This is a genomic window from Pseudomonas sp. COR18 (assembly GCF_048568395.1).
GTDB lineage: Bacteria > Pseudomonadota > Gammaproteobacteria > Pseudomonadales > Pseudomonadaceae > Aquipseudomonas > Aquipseudomonas fuscovaginae_B.
In genome coordinates this window covers 1,712,635-1,730,377 of sequence record NZ_CP183808.1, presented here as the reverse complement: position 1 = coordinate 1,730,377, position 17,743 = coordinate 1,712,635, and the positions used below count along the sequence as shown (strand labels likewise).

Annotated in this window: 19 protein-coding genes; 10 read left to right on the top strand and 9 right to left on the bottom strand. The window is 64.9% G+C overall.

Annotated features, from left to right (window positions below; genetic code table 11):
• Window positions 1-15: 15 nt before the first annotated feature.
• Window positions 16-435 carry a polyribonucleotide nucleotidyltransferase gene (locus tag ACM62G_RS08030; protein WP_419736975.1) on the bottom strand — a complete coding sequence of 140 codons (420 nt, stop codon included), beginning with the start codon at window positions 433-435 and terminating at the stop codon, window positions 16-18.
• Window positions 436-543: 108 nt separating this feature from the next.
• Between ACM62G_RS08030 and hrpB the strand changes: the two genes are divergently transcribed.
• The gene (hrpB, locus tag ACM62G_RS08025; protein ID WP_419736974.1) at window positions 544-3,075 is read left to right on the top strand and encodes an ATP-dependent helicase HrpB; all 2,532 of its coding nucleotides are present in this window, start codon (window positions 544-546) and stop codon (window positions 3,073-3,075) included.
• Between the two features lie 43 nt (window positions 3,076-3,118).
• Here the strand turns inward: hrpB and ACM62G_RS08020 are convergent, their stop codons facing one another.
• The gene (locus ACM62G_RS08020) at window positions 3,119-4,063 is read right to left on the bottom strand and encodes a GlxA family transcriptional regulator (RefSeq protein WP_419736973.1); all 945 of its coding nucleotides are present in this window, start codon (window positions 4,061-4,063) and stop codon (window positions 3,119-3,121) included.
• 110 nt (window positions 4,064-4,173) lie between these two features.
• Here ACM62G_RS08020 and ACM62G_RS08015 point away from each other — a divergent pair, with 110 nt between their 5' ends.
• The 3 genes from ACM62G_RS08015 to ACM62G_RS08005 all read left to right on the top strand — a co-directional run bounded on the left by ACM62G_RS08015 (window position 4,174) and on the right by ACM62G_RS08005 (window position 7,116).
• Window positions 4,174-4,971: an SDR family NAD(P)-dependent oxidoreductase gene (locus ACM62G_RS08015; RefSeq protein WP_273824686.1), complete on the top strand. Its 798-nt coding sequence runs from the start codon at window positions 4,174-4,176 to the stop codon at window positions 4,969-4,971.
• A gap of 28 nt (window positions 4,972-4,999) precedes the next feature.
• Window positions 5,000-5,764, top strand: a complete 765-nt coding sequence (locus ACM62G_RS08010) for an SDR family oxidoreductase (RefSeq protein ID WP_054058675.1) — start codon at window positions 5,000-5,002, stop codon at window positions 5,762-5,764.
• 194 nt (window positions 5,765-5,958) lie between these two features.
• Window positions 5,959-7,116 carry an L-dopachrome tautomerase-related protein gene (locus ACM62G_RS08005; RefSeq protein ID WP_054063747.1) on the top strand — a complete coding sequence of 386 codons (1,158 nt, stop codon included), beginning with the start codon at window positions 5,959-5,961 and terminating at the stop codon, window positions 7,114-7,116.
• A gap of 15 nt (window positions 7,117-7,131) precedes the next feature.
• Here the strand turns inward: ACM62G_RS08005 and ACM62G_RS08000 are convergent, their stop codons facing one another.
• On the bottom strand, window positions 7,132-8,214 hold the full coding sequence (locus tag ACM62G_RS08000; RefSeq protein WP_054058677.1) for an endonuclease/exonuclease/phosphatase family protein: 1,083 nt from the start codon (window positions 8,212-8,214) through the stop codon (window positions 7,132-7,134).
• Window positions 8,215-8,301: 87 nt separating this feature from the next.
• The gene (locus ACM62G_RS07995; protein ID WP_419736972.1) at window positions 8,302-8,964 is read right to left on the bottom strand and encodes a YciC family protein; all 663 of its coding nucleotides are present in this window, start codon (window positions 8,962-8,964) and stop codon (window positions 8,302-8,304) included.
• Between the two features lie 180 nt (window positions 8,965-9,144).
• Between ACM62G_RS07995 and ACM62G_RS07990 the strand changes: the two genes are divergently transcribed.
• The 3 genes from ACM62G_RS07990 (at window position 9,145) to ACM62G_RS07980 (ending at window position 11,224) form a co-directional block, all read left to right on the top strand.
• Window positions 9,145-9,906: a DUF2076 domain-containing protein gene (locus ACM62G_RS07990; RefSeq protein WP_273824690.1), complete on the top strand. Its 762-nt coding sequence runs from the start codon at window positions 9,145-9,147 to the stop codon at window positions 9,904-9,906.
• A 198-nt stretch (window positions 9,907-10,104) separates the two neighbouring features.
• The gene (locus tag ACM62G_RS07985; RefSeq protein ID WP_054058680.1) at window positions 10,105-10,584 is read left to right on the top strand and encodes an NYN domain-containing protein; all 480 of its coding nucleotides are present in this window, start codon (window positions 10,105-10,107) and stop codon (window positions 10,582-10,584) included.
• Between the two features lie 28 nt (window positions 10,585-10,612).
• Complete coding sequence (locus ACM62G_RS07980) at window positions 10,613-11,224, top strand: PolC-type DNA polymerase III (RefSeq protein WP_054058681.1); 612 nt, start codon at window positions 10,613-10,615, stop codon at window positions 11,222-11,224.
• Window positions 11,225-11,233: 9 nt separating this feature from the next.
• Here ACM62G_RS07980 and ACM62G_RS07975 read toward each other — a convergent pair whose 3' ends face one another.
• Window positions 11,234-11,524, bottom strand: a complete 291-nt coding sequence (locus ACM62G_RS07975; RefSeq protein ID WP_273824693.1) for a type II toxin-antitoxin system RelE family toxin — start codon at window positions 11,522-11,524, stop codon at window positions 11,234-11,236.
• Window positions 11,514-11,801 (bottom strand): type II toxin-antitoxin system Phd/YefM family antitoxin, encoded by a 288-nt coding sequence (locus ACM62G_RS07970; RefSeq protein ID WP_273824694.1) that lies wholly within the window; start codon window positions 11,799-11,801, stop codon window positions 11,514-11,516. The genes ACM62G_RS07975 and ACM62G_RS07970 overlap by 11 nt, the downstream gene beginning before the upstream one ends.
• 188 nt (window positions 11,802-11,989) lie before the next feature.
• Here ACM62G_RS07970 and ACM62G_RS07965 point away from each other — a divergent pair, with 188 nt between their 5' ends.
• Window positions 11,990-12,136 (top strand): hypothetical protein, encoded by a 147-nt coding sequence (locus ACM62G_RS07965; protein ID WP_273824695.1) that lies wholly within the window; start codon window positions 11,990-11,992, stop codon window positions 12,134-12,136.
• Between the two features lie 75 nt (window positions 12,137-12,211).
• On the opposite strand, the gene ACM62G_RS07960 is transcribed toward ACM62G_RS07965, so the two are convergent.
• Window positions 12,212-12,673 (bottom strand): Lrp/AsnC family transcriptional regulator, encoded by a 462-nt coding sequence (locus tag ACM62G_RS07960; RefSeq protein WP_273824696.1) that lies wholly within the window; start codon window positions 12,671-12,673, stop codon window positions 12,212-12,214.
• A gap of 158 nt (window positions 12,674-12,831) precedes the next feature.
• Between ACM62G_RS07960 and yedA the strand changes: the two genes are divergently transcribed.
• Window positions 12,832-13,722, top strand: coding sequence for a drug/metabolite exporter YedA (gene yedA, locus ACM62G_RS07955; protein WP_054058685.1), 891 nt, complete (start codon window positions 12,832-12,834; stop codon window positions 13,720-13,722).
• 71 nt (window positions 13,723-13,793) lie between these two features.
• Window positions 13,794-15,131 (top strand): DEAD/DEAH box helicase, encoded by a 1,338-nt coding sequence (locus ACM62G_RS07950; RefSeq protein WP_054063750.1) that lies wholly within the window; start codon window positions 13,794-13,796, stop codon window positions 15,129-15,131.
• 140 nt (window positions 15,132-15,271) lie between these two features.
• On the opposite strand, the gene ACM62G_RS07945 is transcribed toward ACM62G_RS07950, so the two are convergent.
• Complete coding sequence (locus ACM62G_RS07945) at window positions 15,272-16,522, bottom strand: TIGR03862 family flavoprotein (RefSeq protein ID WP_419736971.1); 1,251 nt, start codon at window positions 16,520-16,522, stop codon at window positions 15,272-15,274.
• 253 nt (window positions 16,523-16,775) lie between these two features.
• A complete protein-coding gene (locus tag ACM62G_RS07940) occupies window positions 16,776-17,696 on the bottom strand; it encodes a histone deacetylase (protein ID WP_273824698.1) in 921 nt (306 codons plus the stop codon).
• Between the last annotated feature and the right edge of the window lie 47 nt (window positions 17,697-17,743).

Genomic DNA, 17,743 nt, shown 5'->3' with positions numbered 1-17,743 from the left:
TTGTGCGGGCGGGTATCAGGCGGAAGGTTGCAGGCCGTACAGGGCCAGTTGCTGCAGGCTGCCCTTGTGCTGGATCAGCCGCGGATCGTTCAGCGGCAGGCTCTGGCCCAGTTCGGTCTGGATGATGGCCTGCAGTTTCTGGTTGTCCACCCGGCCATCGGTGCCAATGGATTCATGGAGTTTTTCCGGGGCGATCTGCGCGGTGGTGCCGTTGGGCAGGTAGATGGCGCCGGTGGCGAAGTCGATGCCGAAGGCGATCAGCCCGGGGATGACATAGAACAGGATGCCGATGGCATCGAGGCCGGCGACCAGCGGGTCGATCTTGCCTTCGATCTGGCCACGGCGGTCGGGGAAAAAGATCGAGCCACAGGCGGTCAACTGGGTCAGCAGGGTGGCAACCACGATGCCGCCGATAACGCGCGAAGAAATACGCATGCAAGGATCTCCTGGGGGAAAGGCCAACTATACAAGGGTCAACGAATAAGACCGTGATTAATGCAGCTCGGTTCGCCGTTATACTCGGCGGCCTGTTCTGGAGCCACCATGATTTCCTTGCCGATTGATGAAGTTTTGCCTGCCCTGCGCCAGGCCCTGGGCGAACGCCACGAAACCGTGCTCGAAGCCCCGCCCGGCGCGGGCAAGACCACCCGTGTGCCATTGGCGCTGCTGCACGAGCCGTGGCTGGCCGGGCAAACCATCCTGATGCTCGAACCTCGGCGCCTGGCGGCCCGTGCGGCGGCCGAGCGGCTGGCGGCGGAGCTGGGGGAAAAGGTCGGCGAAACCGTGGGTTATCGTATCCGCCTGGAGAGCAAGGTGGGCCCTGGCACGCGGATCGAAGTGGTCACGGAAGGTATCCTGACCCGGCGCCTGCAGGATGACCCGGCCCTGGAGGGCGTCGGCCTGCTGATCTTCGACGAGTTCCACGAGCGCAGCCTGGACGCCGACCTGGCCCTGGCCCTGAGCCTCAATGGTCGCGAGATGTTTCGTGACGAGCAGCCGCTGAAGATCCTGCTGATGTCGGCGACCCTGGAGGGCGAGCGCCTGTCCAGCCTGCTGGGGGACGCGCCGGTGGTGCGCAGCGAGGGCCGCATGTTCCCGGTGGCTACCCGTTGGGGGCGGCCTTTCCAGCCCGGCGAGTTCATCGAGCCGCGGGTGGTGCAGACGGTGCTCGAAGCGGTCAGCGATGAAAGCGGCAGCCTGCTGGTGTTCCTGCCGGGGCAGGCTGAGATCCGCCGCGTGCATCAGCAGTTGGAGGAAGCCCTGGGCAGCCGCCCGGAGATCCTGCTCTGCCCGCTGCATGGCGAGCTGGACCTGGCGGCCCAGCGTGCGGCCATCGAGCCGGCCCCGGCGGGCAAGCGCAAGGTGGTGCTGGCGACCAACATCGCCGAAACCAGCCTGACCATTGACGGCGTGCGGGTGGTGATCGACGCCGGGCTGGCGCGGGTGCCGCGCTTCGACCCGGGCAGCGGCATGACCCGCCTGGATACCCAACGCATTTCCCGCGCGAGTGCGACCCAGCGTGCCGGCCGGGCCGGGCGCCTGGAGCCGGGCGTGTGCTATCGGCTGTGGTCCGAGGCCCAGCATGAACAACTGGCGGCCTACGGCAGCGCCGAGATTCTCCAGGCCGACCTGGCCGGGCTGGCCCTGCAACTGGCGCGCTGGGGCGTGGCGGTCGAGCAACTGGTCTGGCTCGATGTGCCCCCGGCCGCGGCGTTTGCCCAGGCCTGCGACCTGCTCCAGCGCCTGGGGGCCCTGGCGGTTAGGCCGGGCGAGGCACCGACGCTGACCCGCCATGGCCAGGCCATGGCCGAGCTGCCGGCGCATCCGCGTATCGCCCACCTGCTGTTGCGTGGCCAGGCGCTGGGTCTGGCGAACATGGCCTGCGATGTCGCGGCCCTGCTCGGCGAGCGCGATATCCAGCGTGGCGGTGGTGCCGACCTGCACAGCCGCCTGGCCTTGCTGGCCGGTGAGCAGCGGGTGGCCCGCGGTGGACAGGGCGGGGTGCAGCGCGCCCGGCAGTTGGCGCGGCAATACCGGGGTTACCTGCGCGGCAAGGCGACCGAGCCGGTGGCCGATCCCGAGCATTCGCGCTGGCTCGGTGCGCTGCTGGCGCTGGCCTACCCGGACCGGGTCGCCCAGCAGCGCCGCGCCGGTGGTGCGGAATACCGCCTGGCCAACGGCCGCGCGGCGATGTTCAGCGAAACCGACAGTCTGATGAAGCAGCCCTGGCTGGTGATCGCCGACCTCGGCAGTCGCCAGGGGCAGCGCGAAGAGCGGATCTACCTGGCGGCCGAGTTCGACCCCGCTCTGTTCGACACGGTGCTGGCCGAGCAGGTGAGCACTGTCGATCAACTGGACTGGGATGAGCGTGAGGGCGTGCTGCGTGCCGAACGCCAGCGCAAGGTTGGCGAACTGGTGCTCAGTCGCGAGCCGTTGACCGGCCTGGACGAGAGCGCCCGCAGCCAGGCGCTGGTCAACCTGGTGCGGCGCAAGGGCCTCGAACTGTTGCCCTGGACGCCGGAACTGCGCCAGTGGCAGGCGCGGGTGGCCCTGTTGCGCCAGCTTGACCTGGCGGACAAGGGCGAGAGCGAATGGCCGGACGTCAGCGACCCGGCCCTGCTGGCGAGCCTGGAGCACTGGCTGGCACCTTACCTGGGGCGGGTTTCGCGGCTCAGCCACTTCGCCAACCTGGAACTGGCGAGCATCGTCCACAACCTGCTGCCGTGGCCGTTGCCACAGCGCCTGGACGAACTGGCCCCGCACCATCTGAGCGTGCCGTCGGGCTCGTCGATCCGCCTGGACTACAGCGAGCAGCCGCCGATCCTGGCGGTGCGCCTGCAGGAGCTGTTCGGGCTGGCCGAGACGCCGCGGGTGGCCGGCGGCCGGCAGGTGGTGAAGCTGCACCTGCTGTCTCCGGCGCGACGGCCGGTGCAGGTGACCCAGGACCTGGCGAACTTCTGGCGCAGCACCTATGCCGACGTGAAGAAGGATCTGAAGGGGCGTTACCCCAAGCACTACTGGCCGGATGATCCGCTGGTGGCCGAGGCGACGGCGCGGGCCAAGCCGCGCAAATAACCACCCGACACCGCCCACCTGCAGGCGCGTGATCGGCGTCTGTTCAGCCAACCCGCCGGGCGTCCCGCCGCACCGCCTGCGGCGGCACGCCAAAGCCGCGGATGAACACCTCGCGCATGTGACGCCGGTCCCGGAAGCCGGTTTCCCGGGCCACCACATCCAGGCTGTGGCGGCTCTGCTCGATCATCAACCGCGCCGCCTCCAGCCGCAGGCTCTCCACAGCCCTGGCCGGCGATTGGCCGGTCTCGGCGGTGAACACGCGGGTGAACTGCCGCGGGCTCAGGTGCACCACCTCGGCCAGTTCCTCGACGCTCAACGGCCGGCTCAGGTGCTGGCGGGCATAGTCCAGGGCGCTTTGGATCCGGTCCGACTTGGGTGACAGCGACAGCAGTTCGGAGTGCTGCGACTGTCCGCCGGAGCGGCGTTGATGCATGACCAGGCGGTGTGCCACCGACCGTGCGAGCTCGGGCCCCAGATCCTTCTCCACCATCCCCAGGGTCATGTCCATCCCGGCGGTCATGCCGGCGGAGGTCCATACCGGCCCATCGACGATGTAGATCCGGTCGTCCTCGACCTCGATGTCCGGGTAGTTCGCCTGCAGGTCCGCGGCATAGGCCCAGTGCGTGGTCGCGCGACGATGGTCGAGCACGCCCGCTGCGGCCAGGACAAAGGCGCCCGTGCAGACCCCCGCCGTGCGCCGGGCGTTTTCGGTGAAGCCGCGCACACTGTCGAGCACGCCCGCGTCTGGTGGCGTCAGCGGCTCGAGGGTGCCCGCCACCATCCAGCTGTCGGCGAGGCCGGGTTTGCCCAGCGCCAGCGTGTCGATCTGCATGCCCAGGGACGAGCGCACCAGGCCTCCCGCCAGGGAGAAGTTCTGGATCCGGTAGACCGGCTCCCCCGCGACTATGTTGGCGAACTCGAAAACCGCCTGGGTCGCCAGGGACATGACCTGAAAACCTTCGGTCAGCAGATAGCCCACTCGGTGCATGGCAATGCTCCTGTTCTGATGTCCTGAAAAACTACCATATACGTCGTTTAAGACATAGCCGGTTTTGCGCATCATGGCTCCAGTCCCCCCACACATGACGGAGCAGCAACATGACTCAGGAACACAAAGGCACCGCCCTCATCACCGGCGCTTCCAGCGGAATCGGTGCCATCTATGCCGAGCGCCTGGCTCGTCGCGGTTACGACCTGGTGCTGGTGGCCCGCAACCGTGACCGCCTCAACACGCTGGCCAGCCGCATCACCACCGACACCCAGCGCAACGTCGAAGTCTTCCCGGCGGACCTGGCCGACTCGCAGGACCTGGCCCGGGTCGAGCGCAAGCTGCGCGAAGACGCGAGCATCACCCTGCTGGTGAACAATGCGGGGATCGGCACCCACACCAGCCTGCTGGAAAGCGACGTGGAGCGGATGGCCGAGATGATCGGCCTCAACGTCACCGCGCTGACCCGCCTGACCTACGCCGCGGTACCGGGCTTCATCGCCCGCCGGCAGGGCGCGCTGATCAATATCTCGTCGATCGTCAGCCTGGCCCCGGAACTGCTCAATGGCGTGTACGGCGGCAGCAAGGCGTATGTCACCGCCTTCAGCCAGTCGCTGCACAAGGAGCTGTCGGCACAGGGCATCAAGGTCCAGGCCGTCCTGCCCGGGGCGACCGCGACCGACTTCTGGCAGATCGGCGGCCTGCCGCTGGAAAACCTCGACCCGGGCATCGTGATGTCGGCCTCCGACCTGGTCGACGGCGCCCTGCAGGACTTCGACCGGGATGTGCTGATTTCCATTCCGTCGCTGCATGACCTGCAACCGTTCGAACACTACGAAGCCAGCCGGCAGGCCCTGTTCAGCCAGCTTTCCAGCAACCGCCTGGCGCCTCGCTACAGCGCCAACTGATCCCCGTTCATTGAGAAGGACACGACCCATGAAACTCAGCGCAAACACTGTCTTCATCACCGGCGGCACCTCGGGTATCGGCCGGGCCCTGGCCGAAGCGTTCCACCAGCGTGGCAACCAGGTCATCATCGCCGGCCGGCGCCAGGCCCTGCTGGACGAGATCGCCCGGGCCAACCCGGGGATCGACACCATCCAGTTGGATATCAACGATCCGCAGCAGATCAAGGCGGTCGCCGGGGAAGTCATTCGCCGCCATCCGTCGCTGAACGTGGTCATCAACAACGCCGGCATCATGCCCTTCGACAATCCTGGCTCCGGTGACTACGACGATGAGCAGGCCGTAGGCCTCCTGCAAACCAACCTGCTCGGCCCGGTGCGGATCAGCGCGGCGTTCGTCGAGCATCTCAAGCGCCAGCCCGAGGCGTACATCATCAACAACAGTTCGGTACTGGCCTACCTGCCACTGGCGGCCACGGCCCTGTACTCGGCGACCAAGGCCGCGATCCACTCCTACTCGCTGTCGCAACGTTTCGCCCTGCGTGATACCAGCGTCAAGGTGCTGGAAATCGCGCCGCCGTGGGTGGACACCGACCTGATCCACAAGAGCGGCGACGAGCGCGCCATGCCGCTGGACGAGTTCATCCGCGAAACCCTGGTCAAGCTCGAAACCGCGACCACCGAAGTGCTGGTGGACCGGGTCGTGCCGCTGCGTGCCAACCAGGGCCAGGGCGAGCATGAGCTGATCCACCAGTTCAACCTGTCGCTGGTCGACAACCCGATTCCTGTCGCCTGAGTGGGTGGGCACCTGCGGTGTTCCGGCAGGTGCCCCAGCATTTTCAATGAAACATTGAAGGTCTTGCCCCGATCGGGCGGTTTTTCCGATTGAGCGGCACGGATAGCCTGACACCACTCCCATTCTGTCGGTGCCAACCTCTGATGAGGTGGCGGGCTCCCGGCAGTGTCAGTTCGAAGTCCAGGAAATCGAAAATGAAAACCCTCTTCAAGGTTGCAAGCCTCGCGCTGGCCATTTCCGCCAGCGCTTTCTCTTTCGCCGAGCAGGCCGCCACGCCGGCCGGCAAGGCCGCTCTCGAACAGGTCTACGCGTTCGACGGCGCCATGCCGACGGGGGTGACGGTGAGCGAAACCGGAAGGATTTTCGTCAACTTCCCGCGCTGGGGTGATAACGTCGAATTCACCGTTGCGGAAATCGTCGACGGCAAGCTGGTCGCCTACCCGAACCGGTCGATCAATACCGCCGATCCCAAGGACCCCGCCGCCGGCTTCATCAGCGTGCAGAGCGTGGTCGCCGATGGCCGTGGCCGGCTCTGGGTGCTCGACACCGCCGCTCCCGGGTTTTCCCGACCCAGGGCCGGGGGCGCCAAGCTGGTGGCGATCGACCTGGCCTCGAACAAGGTGGTGAAGACGCTGGTGTTCCCCGCCAGCGTCATCCTGCCGAGTACCTACGTCAACGATGTGCGCTTCGACTTCCGCGTCGGCCAGGCCGGTGTCGCCTATGTGACCGACTCTTCCGTCAGCGGTCCCGGCGGGATCATCGTGGTCGACCTTGCCACTGGCAACGCCAGCCGGCGCCTGAGCGGTGCGAAGTCGACTTCGGTCGACCCGTCCTTCGTCCCGGTGATCGAGGGCAAGCCGGCACTGATCACCCGTGACGCCCAGGGGGGGAACAGCTTCCTCAAGGTCGCCTCCGACGGCATTGCCCTGTCGAGCGATGGCCAGACCCTGTACTTCTGCCCGCTGTCGAGCCGGCACCTCTATTCGATTTCGACCGCGTTGCTGCGCGACGCCAGCGTGAGCGAGGCCGAATTGGAGAAGGCGGTCGTCGACCTGGGGGAAAAGGGCGCCTCGGACGGCCTCGAGGCGGACGCCAACGGTTCGGTGTATGCCGGCGACTACGAACACGACGCTATCCGCCAGCGCCTACCCGACGGGCGCTGGCAGACCATCGTCCAGGACCCGCGGGCGCAGTGGCCGGACACCCTGTCGATCGGGCCGGACGGCTATCTTTACTTCACCGCGAACCAGTTGCACCGCTCGCCCGGTTTCCATGATGGGCAGGACAAGCGGGAAAAACCCTACCGGCTGATGCGGGTGCGGATCGACGCCAAGCCGGCGGCGACCCACTGAGGGCACTGAAGGCCGCTAGTGCCCGGCCGGCAATAGAAACCGCGCCACCAGCGGCAGGTGATCGGAGATCTTCAGCGTATCGTCCTGGCGCACCTGTGCCTGCACCCGGCGCATCTTCGCGCTGTAGAAGAAGTAGTCCAGCGTGCGGTCCGGGCCGCTGATGGCGGGGTTGTTCGGATAGAAGGTCAGCCACTGCTCGCGGTCGATCCCGCTGGCTTCATTGTTGCTCGGGATCATCGGGTACTTGTCCCACAGCACGTGCAGTTCGCTGTCCGCCGAATAGCCGCCGCGCAACTGCGCCGGCAGGCGCAGATACTGGCCCAGGGGCAGCAGGTTGAAATCGCCGCCGATCAGCCAGGGCGTGCCCTGGCTTTCGAGCTTGTCCAGCAGATGGGTGGTCGCCTGCACCTGGCGCAACTGGGTATCGTTCTGGGCAAAGGGCGCCAGCTGGGTGTTGATCACCGCCAGTTGATCGCCATTGCTCATCGGCAGGTAGTTGAGCAGCAGTGCCGGGCGGGGCTGGAACTGGCGGGCGATCAGGTTGGCCGGGCCGAGGGGCAGTTGCAGGCGCTCGGCATGTTCGACCTGGTAGCGGCTGAGAATCGCCAGCTTGCGGCCGACGCTGCCGAGGATATGCCAGTTGGGCACGAAATCGGCTTTCCAGTCGAAGGCCTGCGTGCTGCACGGGTAGAGGTCGGCGACCCGTTCCTGGAGCAGTTTGAGCTGATCCTGATAGGCGCTGGCCTTGGCGTTGTCGTCCACTTCCTGCAACAGCACGAGGTCCGGCTGCTCATCACGAATCACCCGCGAGACTTCATCGAGGCTGAAGGCCATGTCGGCCTGCGTCGGGCGTTCATCCTTGCCGTTGCCGTCGGCCGTTTCGTACCAGAACACGTAGCGCTTGCCGGCCAGGTACTGGACGTTCCAGGTCATCACCTTGAGCGCCTGGCCGGCGACCAGCACCGGCGCCTGGGCGGTGCAACTGACGGGCAGGGTTTCCTTGTCGGCGGGGCGCCAGGTCAGGCTGTAGAGGGCGAGGCCGAGCAGGGCGGCGATCAGGACGAGGCTCAGAACGGTGTAACGTAATAAACGGGTCATGGGCGCGGCTTATGACGTTGCAGTTGATGTGGGAGCATACCCGACAGCCTTGTCAGCGGTTAACCCCGCTCCCTGAGGGCTGTCCGGTCAGTCCCGGCCAGGCTTTTCGCTGATCAGCATATACAAACGGAAGAGCACGACGCTGGTGAACAGTTGTAAAAAACTGTGGGCGCTGTCGATGACCAGCGTCAGCAGCGGGTTCTGCGGCTCCGGGTAGAGGTTGGCGGTGATCCCCTTGAGTATCCACAGCGGCGCCATGACGCAGAGGATGCAGGTGAAGATCAGCCAGAAATGCCCGCGGCTGAGATTGAAGCTCTCCTTCATCGCCCGCAGGGGCTCGCTCCTGTTCAGCACCAGCCGGTATTCGGCGAAAGCCAGGACCACGGTCAGCCAGATGCCGGGCAGGAAATACAACGACAGACCCAGCACGGTCGCCACGGTGGTGGTCGCCGCCAGCAGGGCCATGCGCGGCCACAGGCTCAGGGCTGCGGCCAGCAGCACGCGGTTGGCGGGTGCTTCTGCGCGGGTGCGGGCATCGAGGAACAGGATCAGCGCCGCAGTGTACAGCGGGTACACCACCAGCCCGGCCAGCAGGTCGTAGGTGGCTGGGGCGTCGGGGCCGATGGCATTATCCAGCAGGTGCTGGAGCACGGTTTCGAGCACCACCAGGGGCAGGCACAACTTGGCGATCCGGCCCAGGTTGCGGCGGAAGAAATACAGGGAGTCGCGTAGTACGGTGAACGGAGTCATGGGATCGCTATCAAGGTCAAAGCAAGGCGCCACTTTAACCGATGCGGCTGGCCGACACTCAAATGTAAACGTTGCGTAAGGATCATTGAAACTTCCTGCAACAACCCCATAACTGATGCACGTCCCTGCCAGCGTTGGCCCGGACGACCGATTTCTACCCGGCAATCTGATGAGGTCGCCATGAATAGCGAAGAGCAAACCCTGATCGATGGACTGTTTTCACGGTTGCAACAAGCCGAAAAGGATTCAGCCCCGCGTGACGCCCAGGCCGAGGCGCGGATCAAGGAGCATCTGACGCGCCAGCCGGCTGCGCCGTACTACATGACTCAATCGATCCTGGTGCAGGAGCACGCGATCAAGAGTCTCGACGAGCAGAACAAGCAATTGCAGGCTCAACTCCAGCAACTCCAGGCTGAACTGCAGCAGGCCCGCTCCCAGGGCGCGGCACCGGCGCAGAGCAGCGGCGGGTTCCTGTCGAGCCTCTTCGGCGGTGGCAATCGCGAAGCGGCCCCGGCTCCGGCCCCTGCCAGCTCGGGTGGCGGTTGGCGTGAGCCGGCGCGGCCAGCTTTCAACGCCCAGCCGCAGCAGAGCTACAACCCTCCACCCAGCTACGCACCACAGCAGGCGGCTCCGGCCGCGCCAATCGGCAGCGGCTTCCTCGGTGGCGCGCTGAAAACCGCCGCGGGCGTGGCCGGTGGCGTGATGTTGGCCGAAGGCATCAGCAGCCTGTTCCACCACAACCAGCAACAGCCGCAGATCATCGAGGAAATCATCGAGCCCGCGCCGATGAGCAACAACGATGGCTGGGGCAATGGTGGCGGTTGGGGCGACGAGCAGCGCATGGCCAACAACGACGCCTGGGGCAATAACGACCAGGGCGGTTTCCTCGATAGCGACTACAGCGACGACAGCTCCTTCTCTGACGACGACTCCTACGTCTGATCCCTCGCAATCCGGGGCGCCAGGGTGCCCCGGACTACCCTTATCCCCCTACGGAAGGCCGTCTTCCCGGCCATTCGCGGACGAAGCGCAGGTGGCGATTGTTCGCGGAATCTTGCCCCATGCTGGCATACTGGGCGTCTGCTCGCTTTCGAGTGTCCGTCAGCCCGCCAGTGCGCGTCTGCGCCATGAGGATTCGCGGTGAAGAAAATCGCTGTGTTCGCCGATGTGCAGAACCTCTATTACACCGTCCGCCAGGCCTATGGTTGCCATTTCAACTATGCCGCCCTGTGGGCCGATATCAGCCGGCGTGGGGAAATCGTCGAGGCCTATGCCTATGCGATCGACCGCGGCGACAGCAAGCAGCAGCAATTCCAGCAGATCCTGCGCAACCTGGGCTTCACGGTGAAACTCAAGCCGTACATCCAGCGCAGCGACGGTTCGGCCAAGGGCGACTGGGACGTGGGCATCACCCTCGACATCATGGATGCGGCACCGAATGTCGATGAAGTGGTGCTGGCTTCCGGCGATGGCGACTTCGACCTGCTGCTCGAACGCATCATCGCCAGGCACGGGGTCGACGCGGTGGCCTATGGTGTGCCAGGGCTGACCGCCAACTCGCTGATTCGCGCAGCGAGCCGCTACGTGCCGATCGAAGGTGCGTTGCTGCTGAAAAACTGAACAACCGATTATTGAAAGGGCAGGGCTTTTGGAACGTATTGCGGTCATCGACTTTGAAACCACCGGGATCTCGCCGAGCAGCAGTTGCCGGGCGACGGAAATCGCCGTGGTCATCCTGGAAGAAGGGCGCATCGTCGACCGTTACCAGAGCCTGATGAATGCCGGTGTGCGAGTGCCAGCGTTCATCGAACAACTGACCGGCATCAGCAACGCCATGCTGCGCACGGCGCCATCGGCCGAGCAGGTGATGAACGAGGTCAACCAGTTCGTCGGCGTCACGCCGCTGCTGGCGCACAATGCGGCGTTCGACCAGAAGTTCTGGGACTACGAGCTGTCGCGGATCAAGCGCACCCGCCTGCAGAACTTTGCCTGCTCACTGCTGCTGGCGCGCCGCCTGATGCCGGCGGCGCCGAACCACAAGCTCGGTACCCTGACCACCTATGCACAGTTGCCCAATACCGGGAAGGCGCACCGGGCCATGGCCGATGCCGAGATGGCGGCGAACCTGCTGGCGCATATGGTTGGGGAATTGCGTGACAAGCACGGGCTACGGGAGTTGTCCCATGACCTGTTGTGCAAGCTGCAGAAAGTGCCGGCGGCGAAGGTGGGGGAGCAGTTGAAGCGGTATCGGGGTGTCTGAGACCGCCGGTCAGGTACGTTTCCTGGCCTGCTCATACACGGCGCTGCGCTCTCGTTTGCCTATCGCCAGTACGACAACGACGATACGTTCATCTTCGACACGATAGACGAGTCGGTACCCTGCTGCGCGCAACTTGATCTTGTAGCAGTCCTTGAGCCCATGCAGTGCATCACTTTGCACGCGTGGTGCATGCCGACGTTCTTCCAGTTTGTGCAGCAATTGCAACCGAAGAGCCGCGTCCAGGCTACGCAGCTCCTTTAAGGCCTTGAGATCCCATTCAACACGGTATTCAGCGCCCATCTTCGAGATCGGCCTGAGCTTCAGCAATCAAATCGTCCAAGGAGATCTTTACCGGCGTTTCATTGGCTTCGATGCGCTCTCTGGCCAATTGAGCCAGTTCCAGGTCATCCAGTCGCTCCATCAGTGCTTCGAACACCTCGGCAGGCACCATGTAACCCATGACACGGTTATGGTTGAGCACGGCCACAGGCTCTCCTCCTGCGCCAGTCAACACGGCGGACGGATTCTTCTTGAGCTCGGAGACGCTGACAACCATCTTGCTCAAAACGCTTTGCATAATAAAGACTCCTTGATCGGTCTTTATTTTGGTCTTTATTTCGCAGCCAATCAATGCTCGTACCCCACCGTCAGTCGTCTGCAGAAGTCGGGATGGTATTAGGGATTTTGCGGGGTTGCATGGCGCATGCGGCTGTCCTGTAGCTTTTCAGAAATGTCGTACTTCGCGCCCGTGATGTCGGGCGGTTGATGGGCATCGAGTGGCACGAGCGCAAGGCGGTCAAGCTCGATCCGGATCAGCGCCGTCCCCTGAACCTGCAGGGCAACGGCGGCCCCGAGGAACATCTGATGCTCAGCGAGCCGGGTGTCTACGCGATGGGGTCGAAGTCGCCCTGAAATCGGTACGCGCGGGCGCTCTGGCAGAACGCAATCGACGTTCTCGTGGTCATTCATCGCAAATGACGGGGCTGCTCAGCCCTTGGTCTTTCCATTCATGTCCAGATGCCCCAACGGCACCCGTGGCTCGATGGCGCTGGACAGCACGACCGAGGTCTTGCTGAGGCCGAACTGGGCCACCCGGTTGATCAGGTCCTCCAGCTCGCCCATCGAGCCCACCGCCGCCTGCATGATCACGCAAGGGTCGCCCGTGACCCGATGGCATTCGGTGATCTGCGGGATCTGCGCCAGATCGTCGTAGATCTGCTGCTTGCCATGCTGGTTCATCCGTAACTCGATCACGCAGCGGATCGGCAGGCCGAGCTTGTCCAGGTCGACCTTGGCCTGGTAGCCGGTGATCACGCCGCTGCTCTCCAGCTTCGAGACCCGCTCGGCCACCGCCGGGGCCGACAGGTTGACCTTGCGCGCCAGTTCGGCGAACGAGGCGCGGCCGTTTTCCAGCAAAGCACCGAGGATCAAACGGTCGTATTTATCCATCTGCAGGGTCTCCGCAAGGCCGACTTTCGAAATCACGGTTTATACCCGTGATATCCATGATTTAGAAAGTGTACCGGCGTGATTACGCGGTTTTGTAACTTATTATTTAGCGAAGGCCTTTCTAGAATAGCCTTCCCTTGTCCTGCCCAGAGCCTCCCATGCCTGCCCCTCGCCGCTTTCCGCTACCGTTGATCGGTGCCTTTTTCGCGCTGTATTTCATCTGGGGATCGACCTATCTGGCGATCCGCATTGGCGTCGAGTCCTGGCCGCCGCTGATGATGGCCGGGATCCGTTTCGTGATCGCCGGTGCCCTGATGTATGCCTACCAGCGCTGGCGCGGGGTGCCGGCGCCGACCTGGCAGCAGTGGAAGGCCGCCGCGGTGATCGGCGTGTTGCTGCTGACCTTCGGCAACGGTGCGGTGACCCTGGCCGAGCATATCGGCGTGGCCTCGGGGATTGCCGCGCTGACGGTCGCCACCGTGCCGTTGTTCACCCTGCTGTGCGGCTACTTCTGGGGGGGCCGCGCCACCCGTCTCGAATGGGCCGGCATCGTCCTCGGGCTGATCGGTATCGCTCTGCTCAACATGGGCTCCAACCTGCAGGGCAGCCCATTGGGTGCGGGCCTGATCCTGCTGGCGGCCGCCACCTGGTCCTTCGGTTCGGTGTGGAGCAAGCACCTGCCACTGCCGCCCGGCGGCATGGCCAGCGCGGCGGAGATGCTGGTGGCCGGCGTGGTGCTGCTGCTGGCCAGCTTTGCCCGCGGCGAGCGCCTGGCCCACATGCCCTCCGTCGAAGGCTGGGTGGTCATGGCCTACCTGGTGTTCTTCGGCTCGATCATCGCCTTCAACGCCTACATGTACCTGCTGAAGAATGTCCGTCCGGCGGCGGCCACCAGCTATGCCTACGTCAACCCGGCGGTGGCGGTGCTGCTGGGCATCCTGTTCGCCGACGAGCACATCGGCTGGCACGAATGCCTGGCCATGGCGGTGATCATCAGTGCCGTGGTGCTGATCGGTTTGCCGCAGTGGCGCAAGCCGAAAGGGGCCTGACAGGTTAAACTGCCGCGCATGGCTTCTTGCGCTGACTCTTTTCCTACGGTGCTCTTTTTTATGGTACTTGCATGACATTCGCCACTCTCGGCCTGATCGAACCCCTGACCCGGGCCCTGGACACTCTTGGCTACAAGGAGCCGACGCCGGTCCAGGCCCAGGCCATTCCCGCCGTGCTGGCCGGCCGCGACCTGATGGCCGCGGCCCAGACCGGTACCGGCAAGACCGCCGGTTTCGCCCTGCCACTGCTGCAACTGCTGGCCATGGAGGGCCCCAAGGTCGCCGCCAACTCGCTGCGCGCGCTGATCCTGGTGCCGACCCGCGAACTGGCCGAGCAGGTCCACGAAAGCGTTCGCCAGTACGCCGAGCACCTGCCGCTGAGTACCTACGCGGTATACGGTGGGGTCAGCATCAACCCGCAGATGATGAAGCTGCGCCGCGGCGTCGACCTGCTGGTGGCGACTCCGGGCCGCCTGCTCGATCTGTTCCGCCAGAACGCCATCAAGTTCAACCAGCTGCAGACCCTGGTGCTCGACGAGGCCGACCGCATGCTCGACCTGGGTTTCCAGGAAGAGCTGGGCAACATCTACCGGGCCTTGCCGAAGAAGCGCCAGACCCTGCTGTTCTCGGCGACCTTCTCCGACGCCATCCGCCTGCTCGCCGGGCAGACGCTGAACAATCCGCTGAGCATCGAGGTCAGCCCGCGCAACGTGGCGGCCAGCACTGTCAAGCAGTGGGTGGTGACGGTCGACAAGAAGCGCAAGTCGGAACTGTTCGTGCACCTGCTGCGCAAGAACAAGTGGAAGCAGGTGCTGGTGTTCGCCAAGACCCGCAACGGCGTCGACCAACTGGTGGAAAAGCTCCAGGGACTGGGCGTGAGTGCCGACGGCATCCATGGCGACCGGCCGCAGGCGACCCGGCAACGGGCGCTGGACAGCTTCAAGCAGGGCGAAGTGCAGATTCTGGTGGCGACCGACGTCGCGGCCCGTGGCCTGGATATCGAGGACCTGCCGCTGGTGGTCAACCTGGACCTGCCGATCGTCGCCGAGGACTACGTGCACCGGATCGGTCGCACCGGTCGTGCCGGTTCCACCGGCGAGGCGATTTCCCTGGTGTGTGCCGATGAAGTGAACCTGTTGTCGGCGATCGAGACATTGACCCGCCAGACCCTCAAGCGGCAGGACGAGGCCGGTTTCGAGCCGGATCACCGGGTGCCGCAGACCGACGGGGCCGGTAACGTGGTGAAGAAACCGAAGAAGCCGAAGAAACCCAAGGAATCGGGCGGTGGCAAGCGCAACCTGGGGCGCTGGGTGGACAGTGGCGAGAAACCGGAGGACGTGGCGCCGCCGGTCAAACCGGTGCGCAAGGTGCCGGCGTTCAATACCGGGCCGCGCAAGCGCAAGCCCTGAACCTGATCTTCCGATCGTTCCGACGCTCCGCGTGGGAACGCCTCTCTGGACGCTCGGCGTCCGTTCTTGCAATTCTGTAGGAGCGTGGCTTGCCCGCGAAGCTATTGCTTATTGGGGCACGCCTTCGCGGGCAAGCGCTCCTACAGATGCCGTGTTGGCTGGCGCCGCAGCCACTCCAGGATACCTTTCCCCGCCACGCGCCCACTGGCAAAGCAGGCGGTCAGCAGGTAGCCGCCGGTCGGCGCTTCCCAGTCGAGCATCTCGCCGGCGCAGAACACCCCCGGCAAGGCCTTGAGCATCAGGTGCTCGTCCATCGCCTCGAACGTCACGCCGCCAGCACTGCTGATGGCCTCGTCCAGCGGGCGGGGCGCTACCAACTTCAATGGCAGGGCCTTTATCGCGTTTGCCAGCTGCTCGGGGTCGCCGAAGCAGGCAGCATTCGTCAGCTCGCGCAACAACGCCGCCTTGACCCCGTCGATGCCGACCTGGCTGTGCAGATGCTTGGCCATCGAGCGTGAGCCCCTTGGCTTGGCCAGCGCCGTGCGCAGTTGTTCACGGGTCTTGCCGGGCAGCAGGTCGATCTCGATGACGGCCGAGCCTTGCTGGTTGATCTGCTCACGGATTCCGGCGGACAAGGCATAGATCAAGCTGCCTTCGATCCCGTTGGCCGTGATCACGCACTCGCCGAGGCGCAGGGCATTGTGCTGCAGGCCGATGGCGACGTTCTTCAGCGGGGCGCCGGCGAACTTGTCCTTCAGCAACTGGCTCCAGGCCTCGACCTCGAAGCCGCAGTTGCTCGGTTGCAACGGCGCAACCCCGACCGCATGCTGTGCCAACAGCGGCAGCCAGGCACCGTCGGAGCCCAGCCGGGCCCAACTGCCGCCACCGAGGGCCAGCAAGGTCACCTCGGCGTTGACCAGCCTTTCGCCGTCCGGGCTGTGGATAACCAGCTTGCCTTCCTGCCAGCCGGTCCAGCGATGGCGGGTGTGGATAAGCACCCCGGCCTCGCGCAGACGCTTGAGCCAGGCGCGCAACAGCGGTGCGGCCTTCATGTCGCTGGGGAACACCCGGCCGGAGGTGCCGACGAAGGTGGTTATCCCCAGGCCGTGAATCCACTCGCGCAGTTCATCCGCGCCGAACGCCCGCAGCATCGGCGCGATCTGCGGTGCACGTTCGGCGTAGCGCGAGAGAAAGGCCGGGTAGGGCTCGGAATGAGTGATGTTCATGCCGCCGACGCCGGCCAGCAGGAACTTGCGTCCGACCGAGGGCATGCCGTCGTACAGGTCGACCTGGATACCCGCCTGGCTCAGGACCTCGGCGGCCATCAGGCCGGCGGGGCCACCGCCGATGATGGCGACGCGGGAAGGGGTATCGGGGGCTGGACGGGTCATGGCGGGCTGCGAATCGGCTGGATGAGGGCGCGTATTCTACGTTTTTCCACAGCCTTGTGTGGGGTGGGCGGTGCGGGGCTTGCCCGCGAATAGGCCCTCCTGTCTTGCACACTTCCATCGAACCGGCACGGCATCGGCATGTGTACGAAAAACATACAGCCACCTGTGAGCCTTGCTCTGCAAGGCCTGTGCAGCCTTTCACGCAGGTTATCCACAGGCGGTTCCACAGGCATTGTGGGTAAGCCTGCACAACTCAATGACAGCCTGATGACGTCCAGACCCGCTGTGCACTGTGATGCAGGATGCCGTGGCGGCGGGCCAGGGCCTGGCGGTCCTTGCTGTAGCCGCCGCCGATCACCCCGACCACCGGGATGTCACGGCCCAGGCAGTGGCGCAGGACCTTTTCGTCGCGGGCCGCGACGCCTTCGTCGGTCAACTGCAGGTAGCCGAGGGCATCGTCCTTGTGCACGTCGACACCGGCGTCATACAGCACCAGGTCCGGCTGATACAGCGGCAGCAGATAGTTCAGCGCATCGTCCACCACCCGCAGGTAGTCGGCATCGCCCATGCCCATGGGCAGGGGGATGTCCCAGTCACTGTGGGCCTTGCGCGCCGGGAAGTTTTTCTCGCAATGCAGGGAAACCGTAATGGCTTCGGGAGTGTCTTCAAGGATGCGGGCGGTGCCGTCGCCCTGGTGCACGTCGCAGTCGAAGATCAGCACCCGGTCCACGCGCCCGCTCTCGAGGAAATAGCGGCTGATCACCGCGAGGTCGTTGAAGATGCAGAAACCCGCCGGGTGGTCGTAGTGGGCATGATGGGTGCCGCCGGCCAGGTGGCAGGCCAGGCCATGTTCCAGGGCCTGTTCGGCGGCCAGCAGCGAGCCGCCGACCGCCCGCACGGTGCGCCGGGCCAGGGCTTCGTTCCAGGGCAGGCCGAGGCGGCGCTGGTCTTCACGGGACAGTTCGCCGGCCATGTAGCGTTCGATGTAGTCGCGGTCATGGGCCAGGGCGAGGATATCCACAGGGCAGATCTGCGGGCGCAGCAACGCCGGGTCGCTGGTCAGGCCGCTGTCCACCAGGTGATCGCGCAGCAGGCGGAACTTGTCCATGGGGAAACGATGCTCCGGCGGAAACTCGGGGCTGTAGTCGTCGTGATAGATCAGTGGCAACGGCATGGCGATTTCATGTAGGAATGAGTGAAGGATCTTATCAGCGCGATACA